The following is a 23,027-nucleotide window of genomic DNA, read 5'->3' as shown; positions in this document are numbered from 1 at the left end:
TGACGAGTCTCAGGAGTGCGACAGCTGCCCGGCGCCGCTCTTGCGGGCTATCCGCTCCTGGGCCCGCTCGCCGGCCCGCGCCTGACGCTGGGCCCGACGCCGCTCGCGGCGGAGGGCCCTTGCCGTGCTGCTGGGCTCCGAGATCACGCCATTGCGCTGGTTCCACATCTGGCGGGTCACCCAGACGTCGAGGGCGCCCCAGGTGGCCACCACCGTGCTGACCACGCTGCTGATCACCATCGGGAACGCCAGCCAGGACCCGGCCATCGTGCACAGGAAGGCAACCGTCGCCTGGATCAGCGTCACGGCGATGATGAGCACCGCTCGCACGGCCGCCGTACGCACCGGATCGGGCAGCCTGCGCCGACGTGCGGGCTCCTCGATCCACAACGGCCGGTAGTACTCCTGCTGTTGCGCTGCCGCGCGAGCAGAGCCGCGCTCCTCGAATTCCGCCGCCGCGGGCTCGTGCGAGCCCCTCGGGCTCTCGCCGCCGCCCGTCGTCATGCCACCGTCCGCCGCGATGTCGCGATCCGGTGCCTCACGGCGCCGCTGCGCCGTCGACCGCGCCGCCACGCCGTCCTCAAGCGCCTCTTGCCGCTCCGCCGTGCCCATCAACGTGTCCTCCCCACCGCCGGTACACCACTCGCCCCGGAGTCCGAAGACTCCGGCTCCCCAGTGGGTGCCCGGCCTGCCCTGTTTTACGCCGCCCGGGGGCGGATGCGGCTCGTGTGGCCGGTTCCGCACCCATGTCCCGTAGAGAAAGACGAACAACATGCCACGAAGATTCCCAACGAACGAAAAATTCCGGCCAACTGGCCAAGTGGACCGATCGGGTGGGGTGTGGGGATCCCGGGGATATCGGGGCGGCAATCTCCCGCAATGACCCGACACCTCCCCATGTCCGGTCGCTGTTGCGGAAGTTCACGCTCCGGACAGCTCTTCGAGTTACCTCTGTGTCAGTAGTAGGCTCGCGCCGTTTGTTGACGTACATGTGTACCCCCGGCCGGCGGGGGTCCAGCTGGGGGAGGCCATGCGCTTTCGCGGGAAGTCCATCCGCCGGAAGATCGTGGCGCTCCTTCTCGTGCCGCTCGTGTCCCTGACCGCGATCTGGGCGTTCGCCACAGTCCTCACCGGCCGCGCCGCCGGAGACCTGTTCAACGTGTCGTCGGTCGTCGAGAAGATCGGCTATCCCACCGAGGACACCGTCCGCGTCATCCAGCAGGAACGCAGGCAGTCGCTCGTCTACCTCGCCGACCCGCGCGCCGCCGACGGGCTCGGCGACCTCAAGCGCAGCCGCGCCGCCACCGACAAGGCCGTCGCCAAGATCCGCAAGAACGCCGAGAACCCCGACGTACGCGACGCGATGGGGCAGGCCACCGACAGCCGCGTCACCGCGGTCCTCGACGCCTTCGACGGCCTCCAGTCCCTGCGGCGCAGCGTCGAGGACGGCACCGTGAGCCGCGCCCAGGCCCTCGACCTCTACAACCACCTGGTCGACCCCTGCTACGTGCTGCTGTCCAACCTCCATGTCGTCGACAACGTCGAGATGGACAAGCAGTACCGCGCCCTCGTGAACCTCGCCCGCGCGCGGGAGTTCCTCTCCCGTGAGGACGCCCTGCTCGGCTCCTCCCTGATCGTCGGCGAGCTCACCCGGGACGAGACCCGCGACATCTCCGACCTCGTCGCCCAGCGCACCCTGATGTACGACGTCAACCTGCCGCTGCTGCCCTCGTCGGAGCGCGGCCACTTCGAACGCTTCTGGAAGAACGCGGCCAGCGCCCCGCTGCGGGTGGCGGAACAGGCCGCCGCCTCGACCACGTCCGGCACGCCCGACAACGTCACCGCGCAGACCTGGAGCACCGCGGCCGGCGCCGTGCTGGACAAGCTCGGCACCCTCGACGACCAGGCCAACGACCGCTACCAGGACCGCGTCCGCCCCGTCGCGATCAGCGTCATCCTCAAGGCGGCCGTCGCCGGCGTCCTCGGTCTGATCGCCCTCCTGTTCTCGGTCTTCCTGTCCGTACGCATCGGCCGCGGCCTCATCCGCGACCTGCGTCAACTGCGCCTGGACGCCCACGAGGCGTCCGGCGTCCGGCTGCCCAGCGTGATGCGCCGTCTGTCCGTCGGCGAAGTGGTCGACGTGGAGACCGAGGTCCCGCGCCTGGAGTACGACAGGAACGAGATCGGCGACGTCGGCCAGGCACTCAACACCCTGCAGCGCGCGGCCGTCGAAGCCGCCGTCAAACAGGCCGAGTTGCGCTCCGGTGTCTCCGACGTCTTCGTCAACCTCGCCCGGCGCAGCCAGGTCCTGCTGCACAAGCAGCTCACCCTGCTCGACACCATGGAGCGCAGGACCGAGGACACCGACGAACTCGCCGACCTGTTCCGCCTCGACCATCTGACCACCCGGATGCGCCGCCACGCCGAGGGCCTGGTGATCCTCTCCGGGGCGGCCCCGTCCCGGCAGTGGCGCAAGCCGGTCCAGCTCATGGACATCGTCCGCGCGGCCGTCGCCGAGGTCGAGGACTACGAGCGCATCGAGGTCCGCAGGCTGCCGCGGATCGCCGTCACCGGCCCTGCCGTGGCGGACCTCACCCACCTGGTGGCCGAACTCCTGGAGAACGCCACGGTGTTCTCCCCGCCGCACACCGCCGTCCAGGTCGTCGGGGAGCGGGTCGCCAACGGCTTCACCCTGGAGATCCACGACCGCGGGCTCGGGATGGCGGCCGAGGCGCTCCTGGACGCCAATCTCCGGCTCGCCGAGACACCGGAGTTCGAACTCTCCGACACCGACCGCCTCGGCCTGTTCGTGGTCAGCCGGCTCGCCCAGCGGCAGAACGTCCGTGTCTCGCTCCAGCCCTCCCCGTACGGGGGCACCACCGCCGTCGTGTTCATCCCCGACGCCCTGCTGAGCGACGAGGTCCCGGACACCAACGGCATCGGCTTCCGCCTCGACCGGCCCCGGCCCACGAAGGAGGCCGAGCTGGAGGAGAGCCACCGCTCCGCGCTCTCCCAGGTGCCCATGAAGCTGCCCGGTCTGCCGCCCGCGCTCCTGGACGGCCCGGTCGAACTGGAAGCCCCCGTCGACCTGGACGCCCTCGAAGGCTTCCCGAACGCGCTCGACGACGAGGACGGCGAGCGCGGCGAGATCTTCCGCCCGCGCCGCTCCTCCGCCCACCGGGACGACCTGGGTCCCGTACGCCCCGTAGAACCTCATCAGCAGGTCTCCGAGCCCCACGACGGACCGCGCGGGGCCGATGCGGACGGTCACAGCGACCCGCTTCCGCTGCCCCGACGCCGTACGCCCAAGCTCGTCAGCTCCCATGGACGCCCGGTCGTCGAGCAGCGCTCGCGGCGCGAAATGGGGGACTCCGGAGACGTCGATTTCGACGGACCCTCCATGGCCTCGCCTTCGGGCGGATCCGAGACGGACGGCCCCGCACCGCTACCGGCCCGGCGTCGCGGTGACACGCCGCTACGCCGCCGTACCGACGTGCCCGGTGGGCGCGCCGAATCCGCGCCGACCCAGGCCTACCCGGGGCGCGGATCGGGAGAGCCGCCCGAGACCCCCGCTCTCCCCAGGCGCACCCGGCGCGCCGAGATCGCGTCCGGTGCTCCCGACTCCGACACTCCGCAGGGCCGGACCGGGCCCGACACGGGCGCGCTGCCCAGACGCGTACGTCAGGCCAACCTGGCCCCGCAACTGAAACAGGACCCCGATCGGCGCGCCGCGAGCCCGGCGGAGGTCGCCGAACGCGACGCCGACGAGGTGCGCAGCCGTATGGCCTCGCTCCAGCGCGGCTGGCAGCGCGGCCGCGAGGAGAACGCCGAGGGCGACGACGCCCAAGGCGGCACAGCACAAGGAACTAAGGGGGACGGTCGATGACCGCACCGAAGGCGACCGGCCACAGCACCGACCAACGCGGGCTGAACTGGCTCCTCGACGACCTCGTCGAGCGGGTCGCCAGCATCCGCAAGGCCATCGTGCTCTCCGGCGACGGCCTCGCCACCGGCGTGTCCCAGGACCTGACCCGCGAGGACAGCGAACACCTGGCCGCCGTGGCCTCCGGCTTCCACAGCCTCGCCAAGGGCGTCGGCCGCCATTTCGAGGCGGGCAGCGTGCGGCAGACGGTCGTCGAACTCGACGAGGCCTTCCTGTTCGTGACGGCCGCCGGCGACGGCAGCTGTCTCGCCGTCCTCGCGGACGCCGACTCGGACGTCGGACAGGTCGCCTACGAGATGACCCTGCTCGTGAAGCGGGTCGGTGTGCATCTGGGGGCCGCCCCGCGCACCGACCTGTCCTCCGGCGGGTAGTGAAGTGACATGAGCGGAGACGGTCAGGGAAGAAGCCACTGGTTCGACGACGAGGCCGGACCGGTCGTCAGGCCGTACGCGATGACGCGCGGCCGCACCACCAGTCCGGCCCAGCACCGCCTCGACCTCATCGCGGTGGTGATCGCGGAGTCCCACGAGGACGACTCGGAAGCGGACCAGACGCTGTCCCCGGAGCACGTGGACATCGTCGGTCTCTGCCGTGACGCCCCGCAGTCGGTCGCCGAACTCGCCGCCGAACTCGACCTGCCCATCGGGGTGATACGGGTTCTCATCGGCGATCTCGTGGACGGGGAACTCGTCCATGTGTCACGTCCCGTACCCCCGGCCGAGCTGGTGGACGAGAGTATTCTGCGCGACGTGATCTCCGGCCTCCGGGCCCTGTGAGCGGCGCGAGTCACCGCCCCTTACCCCATCAAGCAGGAGAAAAGACCGATGATCTTCGGGCGTACTGAGCGAGGCAAGCCTCCGGTCGAGCCCGTCACGCTCAAGATCCTGGTGGCCGGCGGCTTCGGCGTGGGCAAGACCACCCTCGTCGGCGCGGTCAGCGAGATCAGGCCGCTGCGCACGGAGGAACTGCTCACCGAGGCAGGGCGTCCGGTCGACGACACCAGCGGGGTGGAGGGCAAGCACACCACCACCGTGGCCATGGACTTCGGCCGTATCACCCTGCGCGAGGACCTGGTGCTGTACCTCTTCGGTACGCCGGGGCAGGAGCGGTTCTGGTTCATGTGGGACGAGCTCTCCGAGGGCTCGCTGGGCGCCGTCGTGCTCGCCGACACCCGCCGCCTGGAGGACTGCTTCGCCGCCCTCGACTACTTCGAGCGGCGCTCCATCCCCTTCGTCGTAGGCGTCAACTGCTTCGAGGGCGCCGACCGTTACCCGGTCGACGCCGTCCGCCAGGCCCTCGACCTCGACGAGGACGTACCGCTCATGCTCTGCGACGCCCGGGACCGGTCGTCGGTCAAGGAGGTCCTCATCGAGGTCGTCCAGCACGCGATGGCCTACGGCGCGAAGCGCCGCCAGAGCGTCACCAGCTGAGGCGCGGGCGCGGCCCGTACCCCCCCGCCGACCGGGGTACGGGCCGCAGCTCGCGGAACGACACGCACACGCGTGTGCCTCGTGAACGACGTACGCGCGCGTGCCTAGTTGTCGCCGTCCTCCTGCCAGCCGAAGCTCTTCTCCACCGCCTTGCGCCAGTTGTGGTACTCGCGGTCCCGCACCGACGACTCCATGGAGGGCGTCCACTCGACGTCCTTCTGCCAGTGCGACTTGAGCTCGTCCAGGTCGTTCCAGACACCGGTGGCGAGCCCGGCCGCGTAGGCGGCGCCCAGGCAGGTCGTCTCGGAGACCTTGGGCCGGATCACCGGTACGTCGAGGACGTCCGCCTGGTGCTGCATCAGGAGGTTGTTCTTGGTCATGCCGCCGTCCACCTTCAGGGTGGTGATCTGCACCCCGGAGTCCTGGAACATGGCGTCCACGACCTCGCGCGTCTGCCAGCTCGTCGCCTCCAGCACAGCGCGCGCGAGGTGCGCCTTCGTGACGTACCGGGTCAGCCCGGTGATGACTCCGCGCGCGTCCGAGCGCCAGTAGGGGGCGAACAGGCCGGAGAACGCGGGCACGATGTAGGCGCCGCCGTTGTCGTCGACGCCCGCGGCGAGGCTCTCGATCTCGTCGGCGTTGCGGATGATGCCGAGTTGGTCGCGGAACCACTGAACGAGCGCGCCCGTTATGGCAATTGATCCTTCCAGGCAGTAGACCGGTGCCTCACTGCCGATCTTGTAGCCCATCGTCGTGAGGAGCCCGTTCTTCGAAGGCACCGGCCGGTTCCCGGTGTTGAGCAGCAGGAAGCTGCCCGTGCCGTAGGTGTTCTTGGCCGTGCCCACGTCGTAGCAGGCCTGTCCGAACACGGCGGCCTGCTGGTCGCCCAGGGCCGACGCCACGGGTACGCCCGCGAGTTGGCCGACCGCGGTGCCGTAGACCTCGGCCGAGGACTTGATCTCTGGGAGGATCGCCTCGGGGACGTTCATCGCGGCCAGGATGGACGGGTCCCACTGGAGGGTCTCCAGGTTCATCAGCATGGTGCGCCCGGCGTTGGTCACGTCGGTGACGTGTTTGCCGCCGTCGGTGCCGCCGGTGAGGTTCCAGATCAGCCAGGAGTCGATCGTGCCGAAGGCGATCTCGCCGCGTTCCGCGCGGTCCCTGAGACCGGGCACGTTGTCGAGCAGCCAGGCCGCCTTGGGGCCGGAGAAGTAGCTGGCGAGCGGCAGCCCGGTCTGTTCGCGGAACCGGTCCGGCCCGTCCGAGCCGCCCAGTTGCTTGCACAGGGCCGCGGTGCGGGTGTCCTGCCACACGATGGCGTTGTGCACGGGTTTGCCGGTGGCGCGGTCCCAAAGGACCGTCGTCTCCCGCTGGTTGGTGATGCCGAGCGCGCTGATCTGGTCGGCGCGCAGTCCGGCCTTGGCGATCGCTCCGGCGACCACCGCCTGCACCTTGGACCAGATCTCGGTGGCGTCGTGCTCCACCCAGCCCGGCTGGAGGAAGATCTGGCGGTGCTCGCGCTGGTCGACGGCGACGATCGCGCCGTCGTGGTTGAAGATGATGCAGCGGCTGGAGGTGGTGCCCTGGTCGATTGCGGCGACGAACTTGTCCGTCATGACGACCCCTTTGTCGTGTCCTTCGGTTCCTTCGGAGGACTGCTCCCGTCCTTCGGAGGGCTGCTCTCGGAAGACTGGTCGAACACTGCTGTCAGAAGGCTGCGTTGAAGATGACTCCGGCGAGTGCTCCGCCGATCAGCGGTCCCACCACCGGGATCCACGCGTAACCCCAGTCCGAGGTGCCCTTGTTCGGGATCGGGAGCAGCGCGTGGACGATGCGCGGGCCCAGGTCACGGGCCGGGTTGATGGCGTACCCGGTGGGACCGCCGAGCGACAGACCGATGCCGACCACCAGGAAGGAGACGACCAGCACCGCAGTGCCGGACGTGCCCAGTCCCTTGGTGAGCCCGAAGGCCAGGATCGGCAGCACCAGCGCGATCGTCGCGATGATCTCCGTCATCAGGTTCGCCACGACATTGCGGATCGTGGGCGTGGTGGAGAAGATCCCGAGCGTGGGCTGGGCCATCTCCTCCTCGGCATTGGCCTGGAACTGCGCGTAGTAGACCAGCCAGCACAGCACCGCGCCGAGCATGGCGCCGACCATCTGGCCCGCGATGTAGAGCGGGACCTTGTCCCATTTCCCGGTGTCGATGGCGATGCCGATCGTCACGGCCGGATTGAGCTGCCCGCCGGACAGCGGCGCGGCGGTGTACGCCCCGGCCATCACGCCGAAGCCCCAGCCGAACGCGATGACGATCCAGCCGCCGTCCTTCGCCTTCGAGTAGTTGAGTACGACGGCGGCGACCACTCCGGCGCCGAAAAGGATCAGGATCGCGGTGCCGATGACCTCACCGAGGAATATGTCTCCATTGCTCATGGCGGCTCCTAGGCCCTCGCCCGGGACGGTCGGCCCCGGTCCTCCGTGCAGGGTGCGGTTCCCTTGGCGACTTCAGCCGAAGGCAGGGAGGGTCCCGAGCCCCGCCCGGCGTCCGTGACGAGCGTGCCGTCGCAGCCGAGATCGCCCATGGGAAGTGGGCCTGAGCGCAGGCGGAGCCCGCGCGGCGCAGTGCCTGGTACGCCGAGAATGTACGGCGATGTCGACCGACACCGGGAAGTGTTCACCGGCGCCTGTGGAGCGTCAAGGTCGCGGACGGCAACGGTGACACCCGTCCTGGCGGCCCCTCACGCCCCGTAGGCAGCCTCCGGGCCGCGCTCAGCGCCCGGGGGACTCCGCGGCCGTGCGGGGGGCCTGTGCGGGCGTCACATGCGATCCGCGCAGGATCTCGTACTCGCCCCGCTCCGCCCGGCCCAGCACCCAACTCGTGCCGTCCAGCGCCTTCGCCGCCTTCTTCAGCGGCGCCAGACACGCGGCCGCCTGCCGGTGGTCGGTCACACCGCCAGGCAGGCACAGGACGGTGGCCAGGGACAGCGTCACGGCCCTGCCGCCCGCCTCCCAGGGCACGTCGAGCACGGCGGCGGCCAGCGGATCCAGCCCCTCCGGATCGGTGAGCACCAGGAAGTCGTCCCCGCCGATGTGCCCCACGCGCGTGTGCCCGATCGCCCCCTGCTGCAGCGCCCGCCCCACCGAGCGGATCAACTCGTCGCCCGCCGCGAAGCCGGCCCCGTCGTTGACCTGCTTGAAGTGGTCGACATCCAGCCAACTCAGCGCGAACGCCCGCCCGTCCACGATCCTCCGGTCCACCTCCCCGGTGATCGCGTCCGAACCGGGCAGCCTGGTCAGCGGATTGAGCCCCGCGGCCTCCTCCACCCGCGTCTCCGCCAACGTCCGCACCAGATCCGCGAGTCGTACGGCGCCCACGCACCGCCCGTACCGGTCGACCACCGCCACGTCGTCCGACGTACGGTCCCGGTCGCCGACCGCGACCACGTCCAGGACCTCCCAGGCGGTCGCGTCGACGCCGACCGTCCGCGGCACGTCACCGAGCCTGGCGGCTGGCCGGTCGGCGTACAGGGCATGCCCGTAGCGCCCCGACATGGACAGCAGGAAGCGGGACCGGTGCACCGACCGGACCGGCACCCCGTCCCGGTCCACGAGCACCACCCCGGAGACGTCCGGCGAGCCGGTCAGCAGCGCCCGCACCTGACCGGCGGACGCGGTGTCGGGCAGCAGCGCGGCCGGCCGGACGAACTCCCGCACCCACGGCCCCGACGGCGGTGTCGTCGCGAGACCGGGGCCGCGAGGCGGAACGTATACGTCCACCGCCGGAACCCGCGTCGCCGGCGCGAACAACTCGCCCTGCGCCAGCTGCACTCCGGCCGACCGCGCGGTCGCGCACTGCGTCTCGGTCTCGACACCCTCCACGGACAGCAGGGCGCCCAACTGCTCGCACAGGGTCCGCATCGCCCGCACCGCGGCCGGCCGCTCCAGCAGCGACGCGTCGAGCTTCACCAGGTCGGGGGCGAGATCCGTGAGCAGCCGCAGGGGTACGTCACCGTCGCCGACGCCGTCCGCGCAGATCCGGAATCCCTGGCCGCGCAGCTCGGACACCGCCTCCAGGAGCGCTCGTTGGGGCACGTGCGTGTACGGCGGGCCGATGTCGATCGTGATTTCCCACGGGAGCCGTCCCGCCTCGCGCACCGCGCTGTGCAGTGGGGTGAGCCCGCCCAGGTCGGCGAGGGTGCCGGCGAACACGTTGATGTGCAGCGGCAGCAGCGTCTCCTTGCGCGCGGCGGCGCGGACCGCCAACACGGCGAGCCTGCCGTCGAGTTCGGGGTCGCGGCGGGCCTCGGCCAGGATGTCCCCGGTCTCCGGGCGGACGAGGATCTCCAGCCCCGCGACCCCGCCGGTGGTCAGATTGACCACCGGCTGGAAGGCGAAACGGAGAGTGTCCGTGGAGGAGCGCACGGCAGCATGATGACGCTACCGGCGTACGCCCAGGCCCAGTTCATAAGACGTTCACGCAGCCTCGCGGGCCGATCACACCGCGTGCGGGGCCCGCCGCCGCTCACCGCACGGCGAGTACCGCCGACCCGTGTCCGAACAGCCCCTGGTTCGCGGTGAGTCCCACCCGCGCCCCCGCGACCTGCCGGTCACCCGCGTCACCCCTCAACTGCCAGGTCAGCTCGCAGACCTGGGCGATCGCCTGCGCCGGAACCGCCTCCCCGAAGGAGGCCAGTCCACCGCTCGCGTTCACGGGTATGCGCCCGCCCAGGGCCGTCGCGCCCTCCCGCAGCAGCTTCGCGCCCTCGCCCTCGCCGCACAGCCCCAGGTCCTCGTACCACTGCAACTCCAGGGCCGTGGACAAGTCGTACACCTCGGCCAGGGAGAGGTCCTCAGGGCCGACGCCCGCCTCCTCGTAGGCCGCGCGGGCGATCGACGCCCGGAAGGTCTCGTCCGGTGGTGGCACCGCGGCCGCGGAGTCGGTGGCGATGTCCGGGAGGTCCAGCACCGTGTTCGGATAGCGCGGCGTCACCGTGGACACCGCGCGGATCCGCACCGGGTCCGCCGCCCCGTGCCGGCGCGCGAACTCCATGCTGGACAGCACCAGGGCGGCCCCGCCGTCCGAGGTGGCGCAGATGTCGAGCAGCCGCAGCGGATCGGCGACCACCGCGGAGGCGGCGACCTCCTCGGCGGAGACCCGTTTGCGGTAGCGCGCGTACGGATTCAGCGCACCCAGGGCGGCGTTCTTCACCTTCACCTGGGCGAAGTCCTCTGGAGTGTCCCCGTAGAGGGCCATCCTCCTGCGCGCGTACAGCCCGAAGTACGTCGGATTCGTCGCCCCGAGGACCCGGAAGCGCAGCCAGTCCGGATCGTTGTGCCGCTCCCCGCCGGCCGGCCGGAAGAACCCCTTGGGCGCGGCATCGGCGCCCACGACCAGCACCACGTCCGCGAGCCCCGAAAGGATCTGTGCCCGCGCCGCGTTGACGGCCTGCGCCCCGGACGCGCACGCCGCGTACACGCTCGCCACCCGGGCACCCTGCCAGCCCAGCGCCTTCGCGAACGTCGCCCCCGCCACATACCCGGGATATCCGCCACGCACCGTGTCCGCGCCGACGATCGAGCCGACGTCCCGCCACTCCAACCCGGCGTCGGCGAGCGCCGCCCGGGCCGCCGCAGTCCCGTACTCGACGAAGCCGCGCCCCCACTTCCCCCAGGGGTGCATGCCCGCACCGAGCACCGCCACGTCCGCCGTCATGCCGTTACCCCCGCAGGCCGCCAGTGCCAGGTCGTCCAGGTCGTCTCCGCGTCCTCGCTGAGCACACCGGGGACGACCTCCACCTCCATGCCCACCGTCAGATCGGCGACGGTGATCCCGGGGACCGCCTGCCCCAGCACCACGATCCGCTCGGACTCCAGCTCCACAGCGATCAACGCGTACGGTTCCCACGGAAGTTCCGGATCGGTCACATACGGTGACGGTGGCCGATACCGGCTGTCCGTGTAGGACCAGACACGGCCGCGCCGCGACAGCGGGACCTCGGCCAACTCGCCGCCCCCACAGGCCGGATTGCGGCAGTGGCCGTCCTCCCGCGGGAAGAAGACCGAGGCGCACGCGGAACAGCGCGTGCCGAGCAGCCGGAAGTCGTCCCCGTCCCCGGTGAACCAATCGGTGACCACAGGTGTGCGTGTCCGTGACAACGTCCCTCCACAGCACTGGATCTGACGGAACGTCAGAAGTGTGCCACGGGCAACGGAAAATGAGCAGGGCGTTTCGGTGAACCATCGAGCCACTTACGGCGTCGTCGTATCGGGAGGGACGGCCGGGGCCCACGGGGGTGGTTCCGGCCGTTTCCCGTTCACGCACGCGGCCCCGGAAAGACGCCCTCCGCTTGATCGGATACAGTCCGCCGGGTGTCCGAAACTCAAGCCTCCGTCCCCAACTCCGGGCCGAACAGCCACTGTTCGAGCTGCGGATCGCCCTACGGAGAGGGCGTCTCCGGCTGGCCACGCACCTGCCCGGCCTGCGGCACCGTCGCGTACCGCAACCCGCTGCCCGTAGCCGTCGCACTCCAGCCCGTGTACGACACGAAGGGCACCGCCCTGGTCGTCATCACCCGAACCGTGTCCCCCGCGCGCGGAGGCGTCGCCCTGCCGGGCGGTTACGTCGACGACCGCGAGGACTGGCGGCAGGCCCTCGTCCGCGAACTCAGGGAGGAGACGGGCATCGAGACCGCGAGCCGCGACGTACGGCTCGTCGACGCCATCAGCTCGCCCGACGGGCATCTCCTGCTCTTCGGAGTCCTCCCCGAACGCCCGGTCGAGGGACTGCCCAAGTCCGTCGCCACCGACGAGACGGAGGGCTGGCACCTCCTGCGCCGGCCGGAGGAACTCGCCTTCCCGCTGCACTCCGTCGCCGTCAAGGCCTGGTTCGAAGGCCGGTACATCTGAGCTCAGCCCGCACCGAGCCCTCGTACCCGGACCGGGTAGGACGGCGCGCTCACGCCGTCCTCCAACTCCCGCTCCACGACCACCCGCCGGCCCTCCCAGCGGGCGACGTACCGCTCGATCTCCGGCTCGTCCCACCCGTCGCCCGCATCCGGCACCACCAGCCCGCCCCCGGTACGGCCACGGGCGGGCGCCCACACCTCCAGTTCCAACTCCCCGTCCGCGCCCCACACCGGCAGTACGGCACCCGCGCGCGCGAGCACCGGAATCCGCGACAACGGGGCGTCGACCAGAATCTGGGCCGGCCCTTCGTAGGCCCGCTCCGTCTCCGTGTCGTACCAGCGCCCTCTGGGCAACTGCACGGCACGCCGGTCCGACCCCGGAACGAGCACCGGCGCCACCAGGAGGCAGTCGCCCAGCAGGAAGGCGTCCTCGCAGTCCCGTAGCGCGCGATCCTCCGGCACGCCCCACCACAGGGGCCGCACATAGGGCGCCCCGGTCCGCCGGGCCAGATGCGCCAGCGTCATGAAGTACGGCAGCAGCCGTCGCCGTTCGACGAGTGCCACGCGCGCGTGCTCCAGCACGTCGGCACCGAACTCCCAGGGCTCCCGACGCCCCGCACGCAGACTCGCATGGGTGCGGAACAGCGGCAGATACGCGCCGAGTTGGAACCAGCGCAGATACAGCTCGGGCGAGGGACTCCCGTCGAAGCCGCCCACGTCCGGACCCGAGTACGGCACCCCGCACAGCCCGAGCCCCATGACCAGCGACAACGAGGCCCGCAGCCCCGGCCAGCCGGTGGCCACGTCGCCGGACCAGGTGCCCCCGTAGGCCTGCATCCCGGCCCACCCGGAGCGCGAGAAGAGGAACGGCCGCTCCTGGGGGGCCAGTTCGCGCAGCGCCTCGTAGGCCGCACCGGCCATGCACAGCGCGTACACGTTGTGCGCCTCACGATGGTCGCCGCCCCGCCCGTCCAGGTCGTGCCGGGCCGAACGCGGCAGCGTCGACTCCCCGAAGGCGGCGAAGGAGGTCGGCTCGTTCATGTCGTGCCAGAAACCCGCGAACCCCTGAGCGAGCCGCTCCTGGTAGAGCCCGCCCCACCACTGCCGCACACGCGCGTGCGTGAAGTCCGGGAAAACGGCCTCCCCGGGCCATACGACTCCTCGCACCAGCCGCCCCGAGGCGTCCCGTACGAAGGCGTCCTCGGCCGTCCCGCTGTCGTAGACGGCGTTTCCCGGCTCGGCCTTCACCGCGGGGTCGACGATCGACACCAGTCGGATGCCGTCCCGGCGCAACTCCTCGGCGAGCACCGGCAGCTTCGGGAAGCGCTCCTGGTCGACGGTGAACACCTGGTGCTCGTCGTAGTGGTCGATGTCCAAGTGGACGGCGTCCAGCGGCAGATCGCGCTCCTGGTAGCCGGCGACGATCCGCCGCACCTCCTGCTCACTGCCGAAGCCCCACCGCGCGTGATGGTGACCCAGCGCCCAGGCCGGCGGCAGCGCGGGAGCGCCGGTGAGCGAGGCCCAGGCGTGCAGCACGCGCGCGGGAGTGCCCACCACCACCCAGCACCGCAGCGGCCCCCCGTCCATCCGCAGCTCGGAAGCCCCGGCCCGGTCGTGCCCGGAACCGGCGCCCTCCTCGCCCTCCCGCAGCGTCACCGTGCCGTCCCAGGAGGTGTCGTGGAACACCAGATGCGTGGCGGCGTCGGCGACCACCAACTGCATGGGCATGGTGATGTACAGCGGATCGTCACCCGGCGCGAAAGCGTGCCCCGGGTCGGTGTTCCACAGCCGGTACGTCCCGTCGCGCAGCCGGGGGCCCGACGCGCGCCCGCCGAGCCCGAAGAACCGGGCGTCCGCCGCCACCTCCGACCGCTGCATCCAGCGAGCCGTGCCGCCGCCCACCGGCTCCCACCAGCGCGGCGGCAGATCCCGGCGCAGCGTCACACCTCCGGGCGTACGCACCTCGACCGCGCCGTGCCGCGACACGGCGACCGTCACGCGCTCCGCCACGACCCGCCAGCCGCCGTCCTTGTCCGGCTCCAGGAGCGCCCGGGGATCCGGCTCGGGGCACCGCCCGCCGAGCGCGTACGACGGCTCGGGACCGGCCCCGTCCCAGCCCCAGAAGACGGCCCCGTTCACGGCGACGGTGATGCGCAGCTCGGAGCGGCTGAACCGGATGACCCCGCCACCGGGCCCCGGCTCCGCCTCCTGCACCGGCCCGGGCACCCGCGCCCGCTCGGCACCCCGCGTGGGCAGCCCGGTGGCATCGGCACGCCTCCTGCGCCATGCGGCCCGTACGGTACGCAACCCCTGCGCCGCCCCCGTCGAACCGACCACCTTCACCGAACGCACCAGGTCACGACCGTCCATGCTGTTCACCCTGCCATTACCGGCCCCGGATAACCGTGTCGTTCAACTGCCGTTCACCCGTGGTGGGACCACATCTTCACGACACGGACTATGTGGGGCGTGCCCTGGTGCAGAAGTCGATCACATGGCATCGTCCGTGTCAGCCGCGTCACGCGCACACCCCCGCCCGTGCGCGGCGACGCACACGACGCGCACAGTCCCGGGAGCCGCCCCATGTCGACCGCGAACCCCCTGCCGCTCTGGCAGCCAGATCCGGAACGCATCGCCCAGGCACAGGTCACCAGGTTCCAGTCCTGGGCGGCCGAACACCATGGAGCCCCCTCCGACGGCGGCTACACGGCACTGCACCGCTGGTCCGTCGATGAACTGGACACGTTCTGGCAGGCCGTCACCGAGTGGTTCGGCGTCCGCTTCTCGACCCCCTACGCGCGCGTGCTCGGCGACCGCTCGATGCCCGGCGCGCACTGGTTCCCCGGAGCGACCCTCAACTACGCCGAGCACGCCCTGCGCGCGGCGTCGACCCGCGCCGACGAACCGGCCCTCCTGTACGTCGACGAGACCCACGAGCCGAGCCCGGTCACCTGGGCCGAGCTGCGCCGCCAGGTCGGCTCCCTGGCCGCCGAACTCCGCACCCTCGGCGTACGCCCCGGAGACCGCGTCAGCGGCTACCTGCCGAACATCCCGCAGGCCGTCGTCGCCCTGCTCGCCACGGCCGCCGTGGGCGCCGTCTGGACGTCCTGCGCCCCCGACTTCGGCGCCCGCAGCGTCCTCGACCGCTTCCAACAGGTCGAACCCGTCGTCCTGTTCACCGTCGACGGCTACCGCTATGGCGGCAAGGAGCACGACCGGCGCGACACGGTCGCCGAACTCCGCCGCGAACTGCCCACCCTGCGCGCGGTGGTCCACATCCCCCTCCTGGGAACCGACACCCCTGAAGGCGCCCTGGAGTGGTCGTCCCTGACCTCGGCGGACGTGGAGCCAGTTTTCGAAGAGGTTCCCTTCGAGCACCCCCTGTGGGTGCTCTACTCCTCCGGCACGACCGGCCTCCCCAAGGCCATCGTCCAGTCCCAGGGCGGCATCCTCGTAGAGCACCTCAAACAACTCGGCCTGCACTGCGACCTGGGCCCCGAGGACCGCTTCTTCTGGTACACGTCGACGGGCTGGATGATGTGGAACTTCCTCGTCTCCGGCCTCCTGACGGGCACGACGATCGTCCTCTACGACGGCAGCCCCGGGTACCCCGACACGGCCGCCCAGTGGCGCATCGCGGAACGCACCGGGGCGACCCTCTACGGCACCTCGGCCGCGTACGTCATGGCCTGCCGCAAGGCCGGCGTGCACCCGGCCCGGGACTTCGACCTCTCCAAGGTGAAGTGCGTCGCCCCCACCGGATCACCTCTGCCCCCGGACGGGTTCCGCTGGCTGCACGACGAGTTCGCGGAGAGCGGGGCCGACCTGTGGATCGCCTCGGTCAGCGGCGGCACGGACGTCTGCTCCTGCTTCGCGGGAGCCGTACCGACCCTCCCGGTGTACATCGGCGAACTACAGGCCCCCGGTCTCGGCACCGACCTCCAGTCCTGGGACCCGAACGGCGAACCCCTGGTCGACGAGGTCGGCGAGCTCGTGGTCACCAACCCCATGCCGTCCATGCCGATCTACTTCTGGAACGACCCGGACGGCACCCGCTACCACGACAGCTACTTCGACACCTACCCCGGAGTGTGGCGCCACGGCGACTGGATCACCGTCACTTCCCGAGGCTCCGTCGTCATCCACGGCCGCTCCGACTCCACGCTCAACAGGCAAGGCGTGCGCATGGGTTCGGCCGACATCTACGAAGCGGTCGAACGACTCCCGGAGATCAAGGAATCCCTCGTCATCGGCATCGAACAGCCCGACGGCGGCTACTGGATGCCCCTCTTCGTGCACCTCGCCCCCGGAGCGGTCCTCGACGACGCCCTCCTGGGCCGCATCAAGCAGGCGATCCGCGAACAGCTCTCCCCACGCCACGTCCCCGACGAGGTCATCGAGGTGCCCGGAGTCCCGCACACCCTCACCGGGAAGCGCATCGAGGTACCGGTCAAGCGCCTCCTCCAGGGCACCCCGTTGGAGAAGGCGGTCAACCCGGGCTCCATCGACAACCTCGGACTGCTGACCTTCTACGAGGAGCTCGCCCGCAAACGCGCCTGATCGGCCTCCCGTAGAGGTCGATCACCCTCCATAGGTGGCCTCGGACTCGCCCTCGCCGAGCACAGCGGCGAAGTCCGAGGCCAGCCGCACCGCGTCGGCCGGCTCAAGCTCGGCGACGGAGATCCGTACGCCAGGCTCGGACGACAACCGAAACCGCGCCCCCGCAGCGACCCACCAGCCGTACGACCGCAGCCCGTTGACCACGGCGGACTCGTCCCGCACAGGCACCCAGAGATTCATCCCGCTCGCCCCGTGCGCCGCGATGCCCCGCCCGCCCAACTCCTTGCGCAAGGCTTCCCGGCGCAAGGAGTATGCCTCCTGGGCGTTCATCACCAAAGCGCGCGTGCCGTCGTCCGTCATCAGCCCGTGGACGGTCTCCTGGAGGAGATGACTGACCCAGCCGGACGTCAGCAGAAACCGCCCGTCGTGCCGTGCCAACGTAACCGGATCACAGGCTGCCGCGGCCCACCGCAGGTCGGTGCCGAGGAACTTGCTGACGGTCCGCACATGCACCCAACGCGACAGCCCACCCGAGGCCAGCGACCACAGGGGAGCAGCCGCTACGGCGGACGCGTGATCGTTCTCCACGACCAGTACCTCCGGCTCATCCCGGAGTACCTCGACGAGCGCGTCCCGGCGCGCGGCCGAGAAGCAACCCCCGTGCGGATTCTGCGCCCGGGGACTGCACACCACGGCGCGCACACCCGCCCGCAGCGCCGCACGCAGGGCATCGGGACGCATCCCCTCGTCGTCCACGGCGACAGGCACCATACGCAGCCCCAACGCCGTGACCAGATCCAGCAGATGGTGATACCCGGGATCCTCCATGGCCACGGCGTCCCCGGGCCGCAACTCCACGGACAGCAGCCGCGCGATCAGATCCAGCGCACCGTGCGCGAAGGTCACGTGCTCCACGGGCACACCATCGGGCCGAAGCCAGTTCCGTACGGCCTCCTCCAACCGCGCCAGCCGAGGCGTCGACCGGTGGGACCGCGCACCGGGGGAGAGCCGCGAAGGCGGCACCAGGGCCGGCAGGAACGCCGGATCGGGGTGCCCACCGGCCAAGTCCCGCAAGCCGTCCGGGACCCGGGGCGGCCGCCGCGACGCCACCGCCGGAGCCTGTGCGACCACGGTCCCGCCCCGCCCGCGTGTGACGACGATGCCCCGCTGTCGCAACTCCTTGTACGCCGTGGCGACGGTCCCCGGACTCACCCCGAGCTCATCCGCGAGCCGTCGCACCGGAGGCAGCGCGGCACCGGGCCCCAACGCGCCCTCGGCCACGCGCCGTTCGACGGACGCAGCAATCCCCTTGGCCGTCGTACCACTGATCCCATATTGTATTGCCACGTCAATCACTATGTACCAATACATAATTCAGCGCAAGGGGGGCCAGTGGTTACGACGCGGGGTGCAGCCGTACGGGCAAAACGCATACCTGGAGGGCGCAACGGCCGCAGAATGCTCGCGATCGCCCTCGTGGACCGCACCGGCAGCGGCCTGTGGGCCTCCGTGTCCGTCCTGTACTTCACCTACGTCTCGCATCTCTCCATCGCCCAAGTCGGCACCCTCGCCGCGATCGCCGGAGCCATCGGTATCGCCGGCGCACCCCTGGGCGGCCGCCTCGCCGACCGGTTCCCGCTCACCCGCGTCCTCGTCGCCCTCCAACTCCTGCGCGCCCTGGCCTCGTTCGCCCTGCTCACCACGGACAACTACGTCCTGCTGATCACCGTCTCGGCCGTCGGTGGCTTCGGCGACCGCGCCGCCAACGTGCTCACCAAGCTCTACGCCACCCGCGTCGCGGGCCCGGACCGCATCCGCTACCAGGCCATCAGCCGAACCGCCGCCAACGCGGGCTGGGCCCTGGGCGGTCTCACCGCCGCGGCCGCACTCGCCGTCGGCACAACCGCCGCCTACCACTGGCTTCTTCTCGGCGACGCCCTCTCCTTCGTCGCGGTCGCTACCCTCACCATGCGCTGCGGCGAACCCCCGTCGCCGCAGCGCACCGTAAAGACGTCAAAGGACGCGCCCTCCGCGAGCAAGCCACCGAACCCCTGGCGCGACCGCACCTACCTCGCGTACGTCGCGACCGAAACCGTCCTCTTCCTCGACGACGCCGTCTTCAAAGTCGGCCTGCCGCTGTGGATCGCCCACGCCAGCGACGCACCGCGCGGCCTCGCACCCCTGCTGATGGTTTTTAACAACGTGATGGTGGTGGCGCTCATCGTCCCCCTGGCCCGCTTCGCCACCACGACGGCCGCCACCCGCAACCTGCTGATACCGCTCTCCGCCGCCTTCGCCCTGGGCGGCGCGACCATGGCCCTCTCGGCCACTGGCGGAGCCGCCACCGCCACGGTGCTCCTCACCGCGTCGGCAGCCGCCTTCACCATGGCGGAAATGCTGCACGCCACCATCTCGTGGGAACTCTCCGTCGCCCTCGCACCCGACACCGCCCAGGGCACCTACCTCGGCGTGCACGGACTCGCCCAGTCCACCCAGCGCAGCATCGGCCCACTCGCGGTCACCGCGGCCATCGCCACCGGCCCCCTCGGCTGGACGGTCTTCGGCGCAGTCACCGCTCTGACCTGCATGATTCAGCACCGTCTGGTCCGCGAACCGCTCGCTCGGGCGCCGTTGTCAGTGCCGCCGGTTACTGTGAGTGAGCATTGATCGACTGTGCACAGGGGGAAACATGGCACACACCGACCACCAGACCATGCGACGCGTTCTGCGCCGCGAAATCGCAGGCACCATCGGCCTGTTGACCGACGAGCAGGACTTCCGCGCCATGAGGCGCTATCGCAGCTTCACCTTCGACGACCACACCGCCTACCTCCAGCAGGTGGAAGCCCTCCTCAAGATCCGCGCCTCCCAGGGCAGCCACACCAGCGTGGCCCTCTTCGACCCGCAGGAATACGCCGAGTTCTGCGCCGACAGCGGCCTCGATCCCGACACCCCGTCGAGCCGCACCCGCTTCACGGCCGAACTCGCCGCCACCGGCCCCGCCATGCTCTACGAGGGCCAGCCCCTGGCCGACCTCCTACCGGCCCTGGTCGACGAGGCCGTCCGCCAGGCGACCTGGGAGTACGCGACCACACTCCTGGCCCGCCTCGGCACCTGCGCCTCCTGCGGCGAGGACATCGGCCGCGCGGCCTTCACCCGAGCCTCCGGCCTCATCGTCCGCATCCTCGACACCGCCCGACCCGGCAACCGACACCTCGTCTGCAGCGTCTCAGGACCACCGGAAACCCTCGTCTCCGTCCTCCACGCCGACCAGGACGAGGACGGAACAACCCACCTGGACGACGCCGAGGCCCTCGAATTCACCACGATCCTCGCCCTCGGCCTCGCCACCCGAAGCCCTGGCGGCCTCGTCATGCGCACCACCAGCCCCGACACCACCGACTGCATCTACGGCTGGCGCCTGCGCGGCGACGGCCTGGAAGCCCTGACCGCCGGCGAGGTCTTCGACGCCTACTGCACCGACGTCGAATCCGGCGACCTCATCTCCCCGGAATCAGGCGTCGACTACTGCGTGCCGCCCGACCTCGGAGACCTGGAGCAGCCCCCGGGAGGACACCACCACTGAACACGCCAGGGGCGCCCCACCACTGGTGAGGCGCCCCTGAACCACAGCCGACGGACGGCTTCCCGCCCGAACTACTCGCCGGACAGCACCGCCTGAGCCGCCGCGCGCGCCTCCTCGGCACTGTCGGCGGCCCGGGCGGCCAGCGCGGCCCGCTCACACTGCGCCAGCGTGTACTTCGCCAGCGCCGACCGCACATAAGGAATCGAAGCCGCACCCATGGAAAGGGAGGTGACCCCCAGACCGGTCAGCACACAAGCCAGCAGCGGGTCGGACGCGGCCTCACCGCAGACACCACAGCTCTTGCCCTCGGCCTGCGCCCCCTCGGCGGACATCGCGACCAGGTCGAGCAGTGCGGGCTGCCACGGATCCTGCAGCCGGGACACCGCACCCACCTGACGGTCGGCGGCGAAGGTGTACTGCGCGAGGTCGTTGGTCCCCAGCGACAGGAACTCGACCTCCTGCAGAATCGAGCGCGCCCGCAGCGCGGCCGACGGAATCTCCACCATCGCACCGAACTTGGCCCGCAGCCCGGCCTCCCGGCACGCGTCCGCGAACGCCTTCGCGTCCGCACGGTCCGCGACCATCGGAGCCATGACCTCGAGGTAGACCGGCAACCCCTCGGCGGCCTTCGCGAGCGCCGTCAACTGCGTGCGCAGCACATCGGGGTGGTCGAGCAGCGAACGCAACCCGCGCACACCCAGAGCGGGGTTCGGCTCATCGGCCGGAGTCAGGAAGTCCAAGGGCTTGTCCGCGCCCGCGTCCAGCACCCGCACGACGACACGCCCCTCGGGGAACGCCTCGAGCACCTGCCGATAGGCCTCGATCTGCTTCTCCTCGGACGGCGCGTTCTTGCTGTCGTCCAGAAAAAGGAACTCGGTACGGAAGAGCCCCACACCCTCGGCCCCCGCCTCCAAGGCGGCCGGCAGGTCGGCAGGACCGCCGACATTGGCCAGCAACGGCACCTTGTGCCCGTCGGAGGTGGCACCAGGACCCGTAGAAGCGGAGAGAGCGGCCTTGCGCGCGGTTGCAGCGGCCTCCAGCTGCTCCTTCTTCTCAACACTGGGGTTCACAAAGATCTCGCCGGTACTGCCGTCCACGGCGACCACCGTGCCCTCGGCCAACTCCCCGGCCCCCGGCAGCGCCACCACCGCCGGCACACCGAGCGCCCGCGCCAGGATCGCGCTGTGACTCGTCGGCCCGCCCTCCTCGGTGACAAAACCGAGCACCAGAGTCGGGTCCAACAGCGCGGTATCGGCCGGCGCAAGGTCACGAGCAATAAGGACGTACGGTTCGTCGCTGTCCGGAACGCCCGGCATCGGCACCCCGAGCAAGCGGGCGACGATACGGTTCCGCACGTCATCGAGGTCGGCCACCCGACCGGCGAGATACTCACCGGCACCGGCCAGCAGAGCACGGTAGGCGGCGAAGGCGTCGTACACGGCCCGCTCCGCGGTACTGCCGACCGCGATACGCCGTTCCACGTCCGCCATCAGCTCGGGGTCCTGGGCCATCATGGCCTGCGCCTCGAGCACCGCCTGGGCTTCGCCCCCCGCCAGATTGCCGCGCGCCATCAGGTCGGCCGCCACAGCGTCCACGGCTTGGCGGGCGCGCCCCTGTTCACGCTCCGCGTCCTCCACCGGAATCTGCTTGGCAGGCGGTTCCAGAACCGCCGTCCCCATGTGCCGAACCTCGCCGATCGCCACACCGTGGCTCACACCGACGCCTCGCAGCGTTGTCTCCATCTCACCCGTCTCCGATAGTGCGGCGGGTCCCGCCGCCGCGGTGGTTGTCCTGCTCACCGTCATGACGACGGCATTGACATCACTCCCAGGAGAAGAGACTGTCTCCGGCCTTCACATCGCCGTCCTCGCGGAGATCGGACAGAGCCTCGGCCGTGGCTTCGAGAGCGACGATCGGGCACACCGGGGACTTGCCGGCGGCCTCTACGGCGGCCGGGTTCCAGCGCACGACGCCCTGGCCGCGGGTCACGTTGTCGCCCTTGTTGACGAGCAGCTCGAAGCCCTCGCCATTGAGTTGCACGGTGTCGATTCCGAGGTGAGTCAGCACGCCGTGTCCCTCACCGTCCACGACGACGAAGGCGTGCGGGTGGAGGGAGACGATGACTCCGTCCACGGGGGAGACGGCCTCGGAAGGCTCACGTACGGGGTCGATGGCCATGCCGGGGCCGACCATGGCTCCGGCGAAGACCGGATCCGGCACCTCCGTCAGTCCGATGGCACGTCCTGCGAGAGGGGACGTCACGCTGGTCATGGGAAGCCTCCCAGGGGTGGAAATGTGATGAGGCCGTCACTGTCTGTCCCGGACGGCACACTGAGTAGCAGGGTATGTCATATGTAGTACCGGTTCCGCCTGAGAGGTCCGGATTAGTGGTCTAGACCACACCTCTAATCGATTTGCACCTGCTCTACGGCCGCATGTACAGTCGTACTCCTGCTTGAGGCCGAGCGACGTGACCAAGCGTCTTTGCTTGGCCTGGCAGCACCCAACTTGTCAGATCCTATCCCGGGGTCATCTTCTGCATGCCTGCAGGACGGTGGTCAGGGGGCCGGAAAAACACTGATAGAGTTTGGAACACCGAAGGG

General features: G+C 70.6%; 18 protein-coding genes. 8 read left to right on the top strand and 10 right to left on the bottom strand.

The window, feature by feature from the left end:
* Positions 1-9: 9 nt before the first annotated feature.
* On the bottom strand, positions 10-612 hold the full coding sequence (locus SPR02S_RS24470) for a hypothetical protein (protein ID WP_019059642.1): 603 nt from the start codon (positions 610-612) through the stop codon (positions 10-12).
* A gap of 418 nt (positions 613-1,030) precedes the next feature.
* On the opposite strand from SPR02S_RS24470, the gene SPR02S_RS24465 reads away from it, so the two are divergent.
* Genes SPR02S_RS24465 through SPR02S_RS24450 form a run of 4 tightly spaced genes read left to right on the top strand, consistent with a single transcriptional unit; the run spans position 1,031 to position 5,373 of the window.
* On the top strand, positions 1,031-3,886 hold the full coding sequence (locus SPR02S_RS24465; protein ID WP_019059641.1) for a nitrate- and nitrite sensing domain-containing protein: 2,856 nt from the start codon (positions 1,031-1,033) through the stop codon (positions 3,884-3,886).
* Entirely contained in the window at positions 3,883-4,314 is a 432-nt protein-coding gene (locus tag SPR02S_RS24460; protein ID WP_019059640.1) for a roadblock/LC7 domain-containing protein, read from the top strand. The genes SPR02S_RS24465 and SPR02S_RS24460 overlap by 4 nt, the downstream gene beginning before the upstream one ends.
* Positions 4,315-4,323: 9 nt before the next feature.
* Entirely contained in the window at positions 4,324-4,719 is a 396-nt protein-coding gene (locus SPR02S_RS24455; RefSeq protein WP_019059639.1) for a DUF742 domain-containing protein, read from the top strand.
* A 48-nt stretch (positions 4,720-4,767) separates the two neighbouring features.
* On the top strand, positions 4,768-5,373 hold the full coding sequence (locus SPR02S_RS24450; protein ID WP_019059638.1) for a GTP-binding protein: 606 nt from the start codon (positions 4,768-4,770) through the stop codon (positions 5,371-5,373).
* Positions 5,374-5,477: 104 nt separating this feature from the next.
* Here the strand turns inward: SPR02S_RS24450 and glpK are convergent, their stop codons facing one another.
* From glpK to SPR02S_RS24425, 5 genes are all read right to left on the bottom strand, one after another.
* Positions 5,478-6,989, bottom strand: coding sequence for a glycerol kinase GlpK (glpK, locus tag SPR02S_RS24445; RefSeq protein WP_019059637.1), 1,512 nt, complete (start codon positions 6,987-6,989; stop codon positions 5,478-5,480).
* Positions 6,990-7,080: 91 nt separating this feature from the next.
* The gene (locus tag SPR02S_RS24440) at positions 7,081-7,806 is read right to left on the bottom strand and encodes an MIP/aquaporin family protein (RefSeq protein ID WP_019059636.1); all 726 of its coding nucleotides are present in this window, start codon (positions 7,804-7,806) and stop codon (positions 7,081-7,083) included.
* Positions 7,807-8,142: 336 nt separating this feature from the next.
* Complete coding sequence (locus SPR02S_RS24435) at positions 8,143-9,795, bottom strand: GGDEF domain-containing protein (RefSeq protein ID WP_019059635.1); 1,653 nt, start codon at positions 9,793-9,795, stop codon at positions 8,143-8,145.
* Positions 9,796-9,895: 100 nt separating this feature from the next.
* Positions 9,896-11,086 carry a lipid-transfer protein gene (locus SPR02S_RS24430; protein WP_019059634.1) on the bottom strand — a complete coding sequence of 397 codons (1,191 nt, stop codon included), beginning with the start codon at positions 11,084-11,086 and terminating at the stop codon, positions 9,896-9,898.
* Positions 11,083-11,508, bottom strand: coding sequence for a Zn-ribbon domain-containing OB-fold protein (locus tag SPR02S_RS24425; RefSeq protein WP_019059633.1), 426 nt, complete (start codon positions 11,506-11,508; stop codon positions 11,083-11,085). The genes SPR02S_RS24430 and SPR02S_RS24425 overlap by 4 nt, the downstream gene beginning before the upstream one ends.
* Positions 11,509-11,742: 234 nt before the next feature.
* Here SPR02S_RS24425 and SPR02S_RS24420 point away from each other — a divergent pair, with 234 nt between their 5' ends.
* Entirely contained in the window at positions 11,743-12,279 is a 537-nt protein-coding gene (locus SPR02S_RS24420; RefSeq protein WP_019059632.1) for an NUDIX domain-containing protein, read from the top strand.
* Between the two features lie 2 nt (positions 12,280-12,281).
* On the opposite strand, the gene SPR02S_RS24415 is transcribed toward SPR02S_RS24420, so the two are convergent.
* Entirely contained in the window at positions 12,282-14,648 is a 2,367-nt protein-coding gene (locus tag SPR02S_RS24415) for a glycoside hydrolase family 31 protein (protein ID WP_019059631.1), read from the bottom strand.
* Between the two features lie 213 nt (positions 14,649-14,861).
* Between SPR02S_RS24415 and SPR02S_RS24410 the strand changes: the two genes are divergently transcribed.
* Positions 14,862-16,838, top strand: coding sequence for an acetoacetate--CoA ligase (locus SPR02S_RS24410; RefSeq protein ID WP_019059630.1), 1,977 nt, complete (start codon positions 14,862-14,864; stop codon positions 16,836-16,838).
* A 21-nt stretch (positions 16,839-16,859) separates the two neighbouring features.
* Here the strand turns inward: SPR02S_RS24410 and SPR02S_RS24405 are convergent, their stop codons facing one another.
* Positions 16,860-18,185, bottom strand: coding sequence for an aminotransferase class I/II-fold pyridoxal phosphate-dependent enzyme (locus tag SPR02S_RS24405; RefSeq protein ID WP_043258467.1), 1,326 nt, complete (start codon positions 18,183-18,185; stop codon positions 16,860-16,862).
* 111 nt (positions 18,186-18,296) lie between these two features.
* Here SPR02S_RS24405 and SPR02S_RS24400 point away from each other — a divergent pair, with 111 nt between their 5' ends.
* Positions 18,297-19,505, top strand: a complete 1,209-nt coding sequence (locus SPR02S_RS24400) for an MFS transporter (protein ID WP_019059628.1) — start codon at positions 18,297-18,299, stop codon at positions 19,503-19,505.
* 22 nt (positions 19,506-19,527) lie between these two features.
* A complete protein-coding gene (locus SPR02S_RS24395; protein ID WP_019059627.1) occupies positions 19,528-20,424 on the top strand; it encodes a DUF8829 domain-containing protein in 897 nt (298 codons plus the stop codon).
* Between the two features lie 71 nt (positions 20,425-20,495).
* Here the strand turns inward: SPR02S_RS24395 and ptsP are convergent, their stop codons facing one another.
* Together ptsP and SPR02S_RS24385 are read right to left on the bottom strand one after the other, a co-directional pair.
* Complete coding sequence (gene ptsP / locus SPR02S_RS24390; protein ID WP_019059626.1) at positions 20,496-22,166, bottom strand: phosphoenolpyruvate--protein phosphotransferase; 1,671 nt, start codon at positions 22,164-22,166, stop codon at positions 20,496-20,498.
* A 79-nt stretch (positions 22,167-22,245) separates the two neighbouring features.
* A complete protein-coding gene (locus SPR02S_RS24385; RefSeq protein WP_019059625.1) occupies positions 22,246-22,695 on the bottom strand; it encodes a PTS sugar transporter subunit IIA in 450 nt (149 codons plus the stop codon).
* Positions 22,696-23,027 lie beyond the last annotated feature (332 nt).

The sequence above is a fragment of the Streptomyces prunicolor NBRC 13075 genome, assembly GCF_000367365.1.
Classification (GTDB): domain Bacteria; phylum Actinomycetota; class Actinomycetes; order Streptomycetales; family Streptomycetaceae; genus Streptomyces; species Streptomyces prunicolor.
This window is presented reverse-complemented; position numbering and strand designations above follow the sequence as displayed.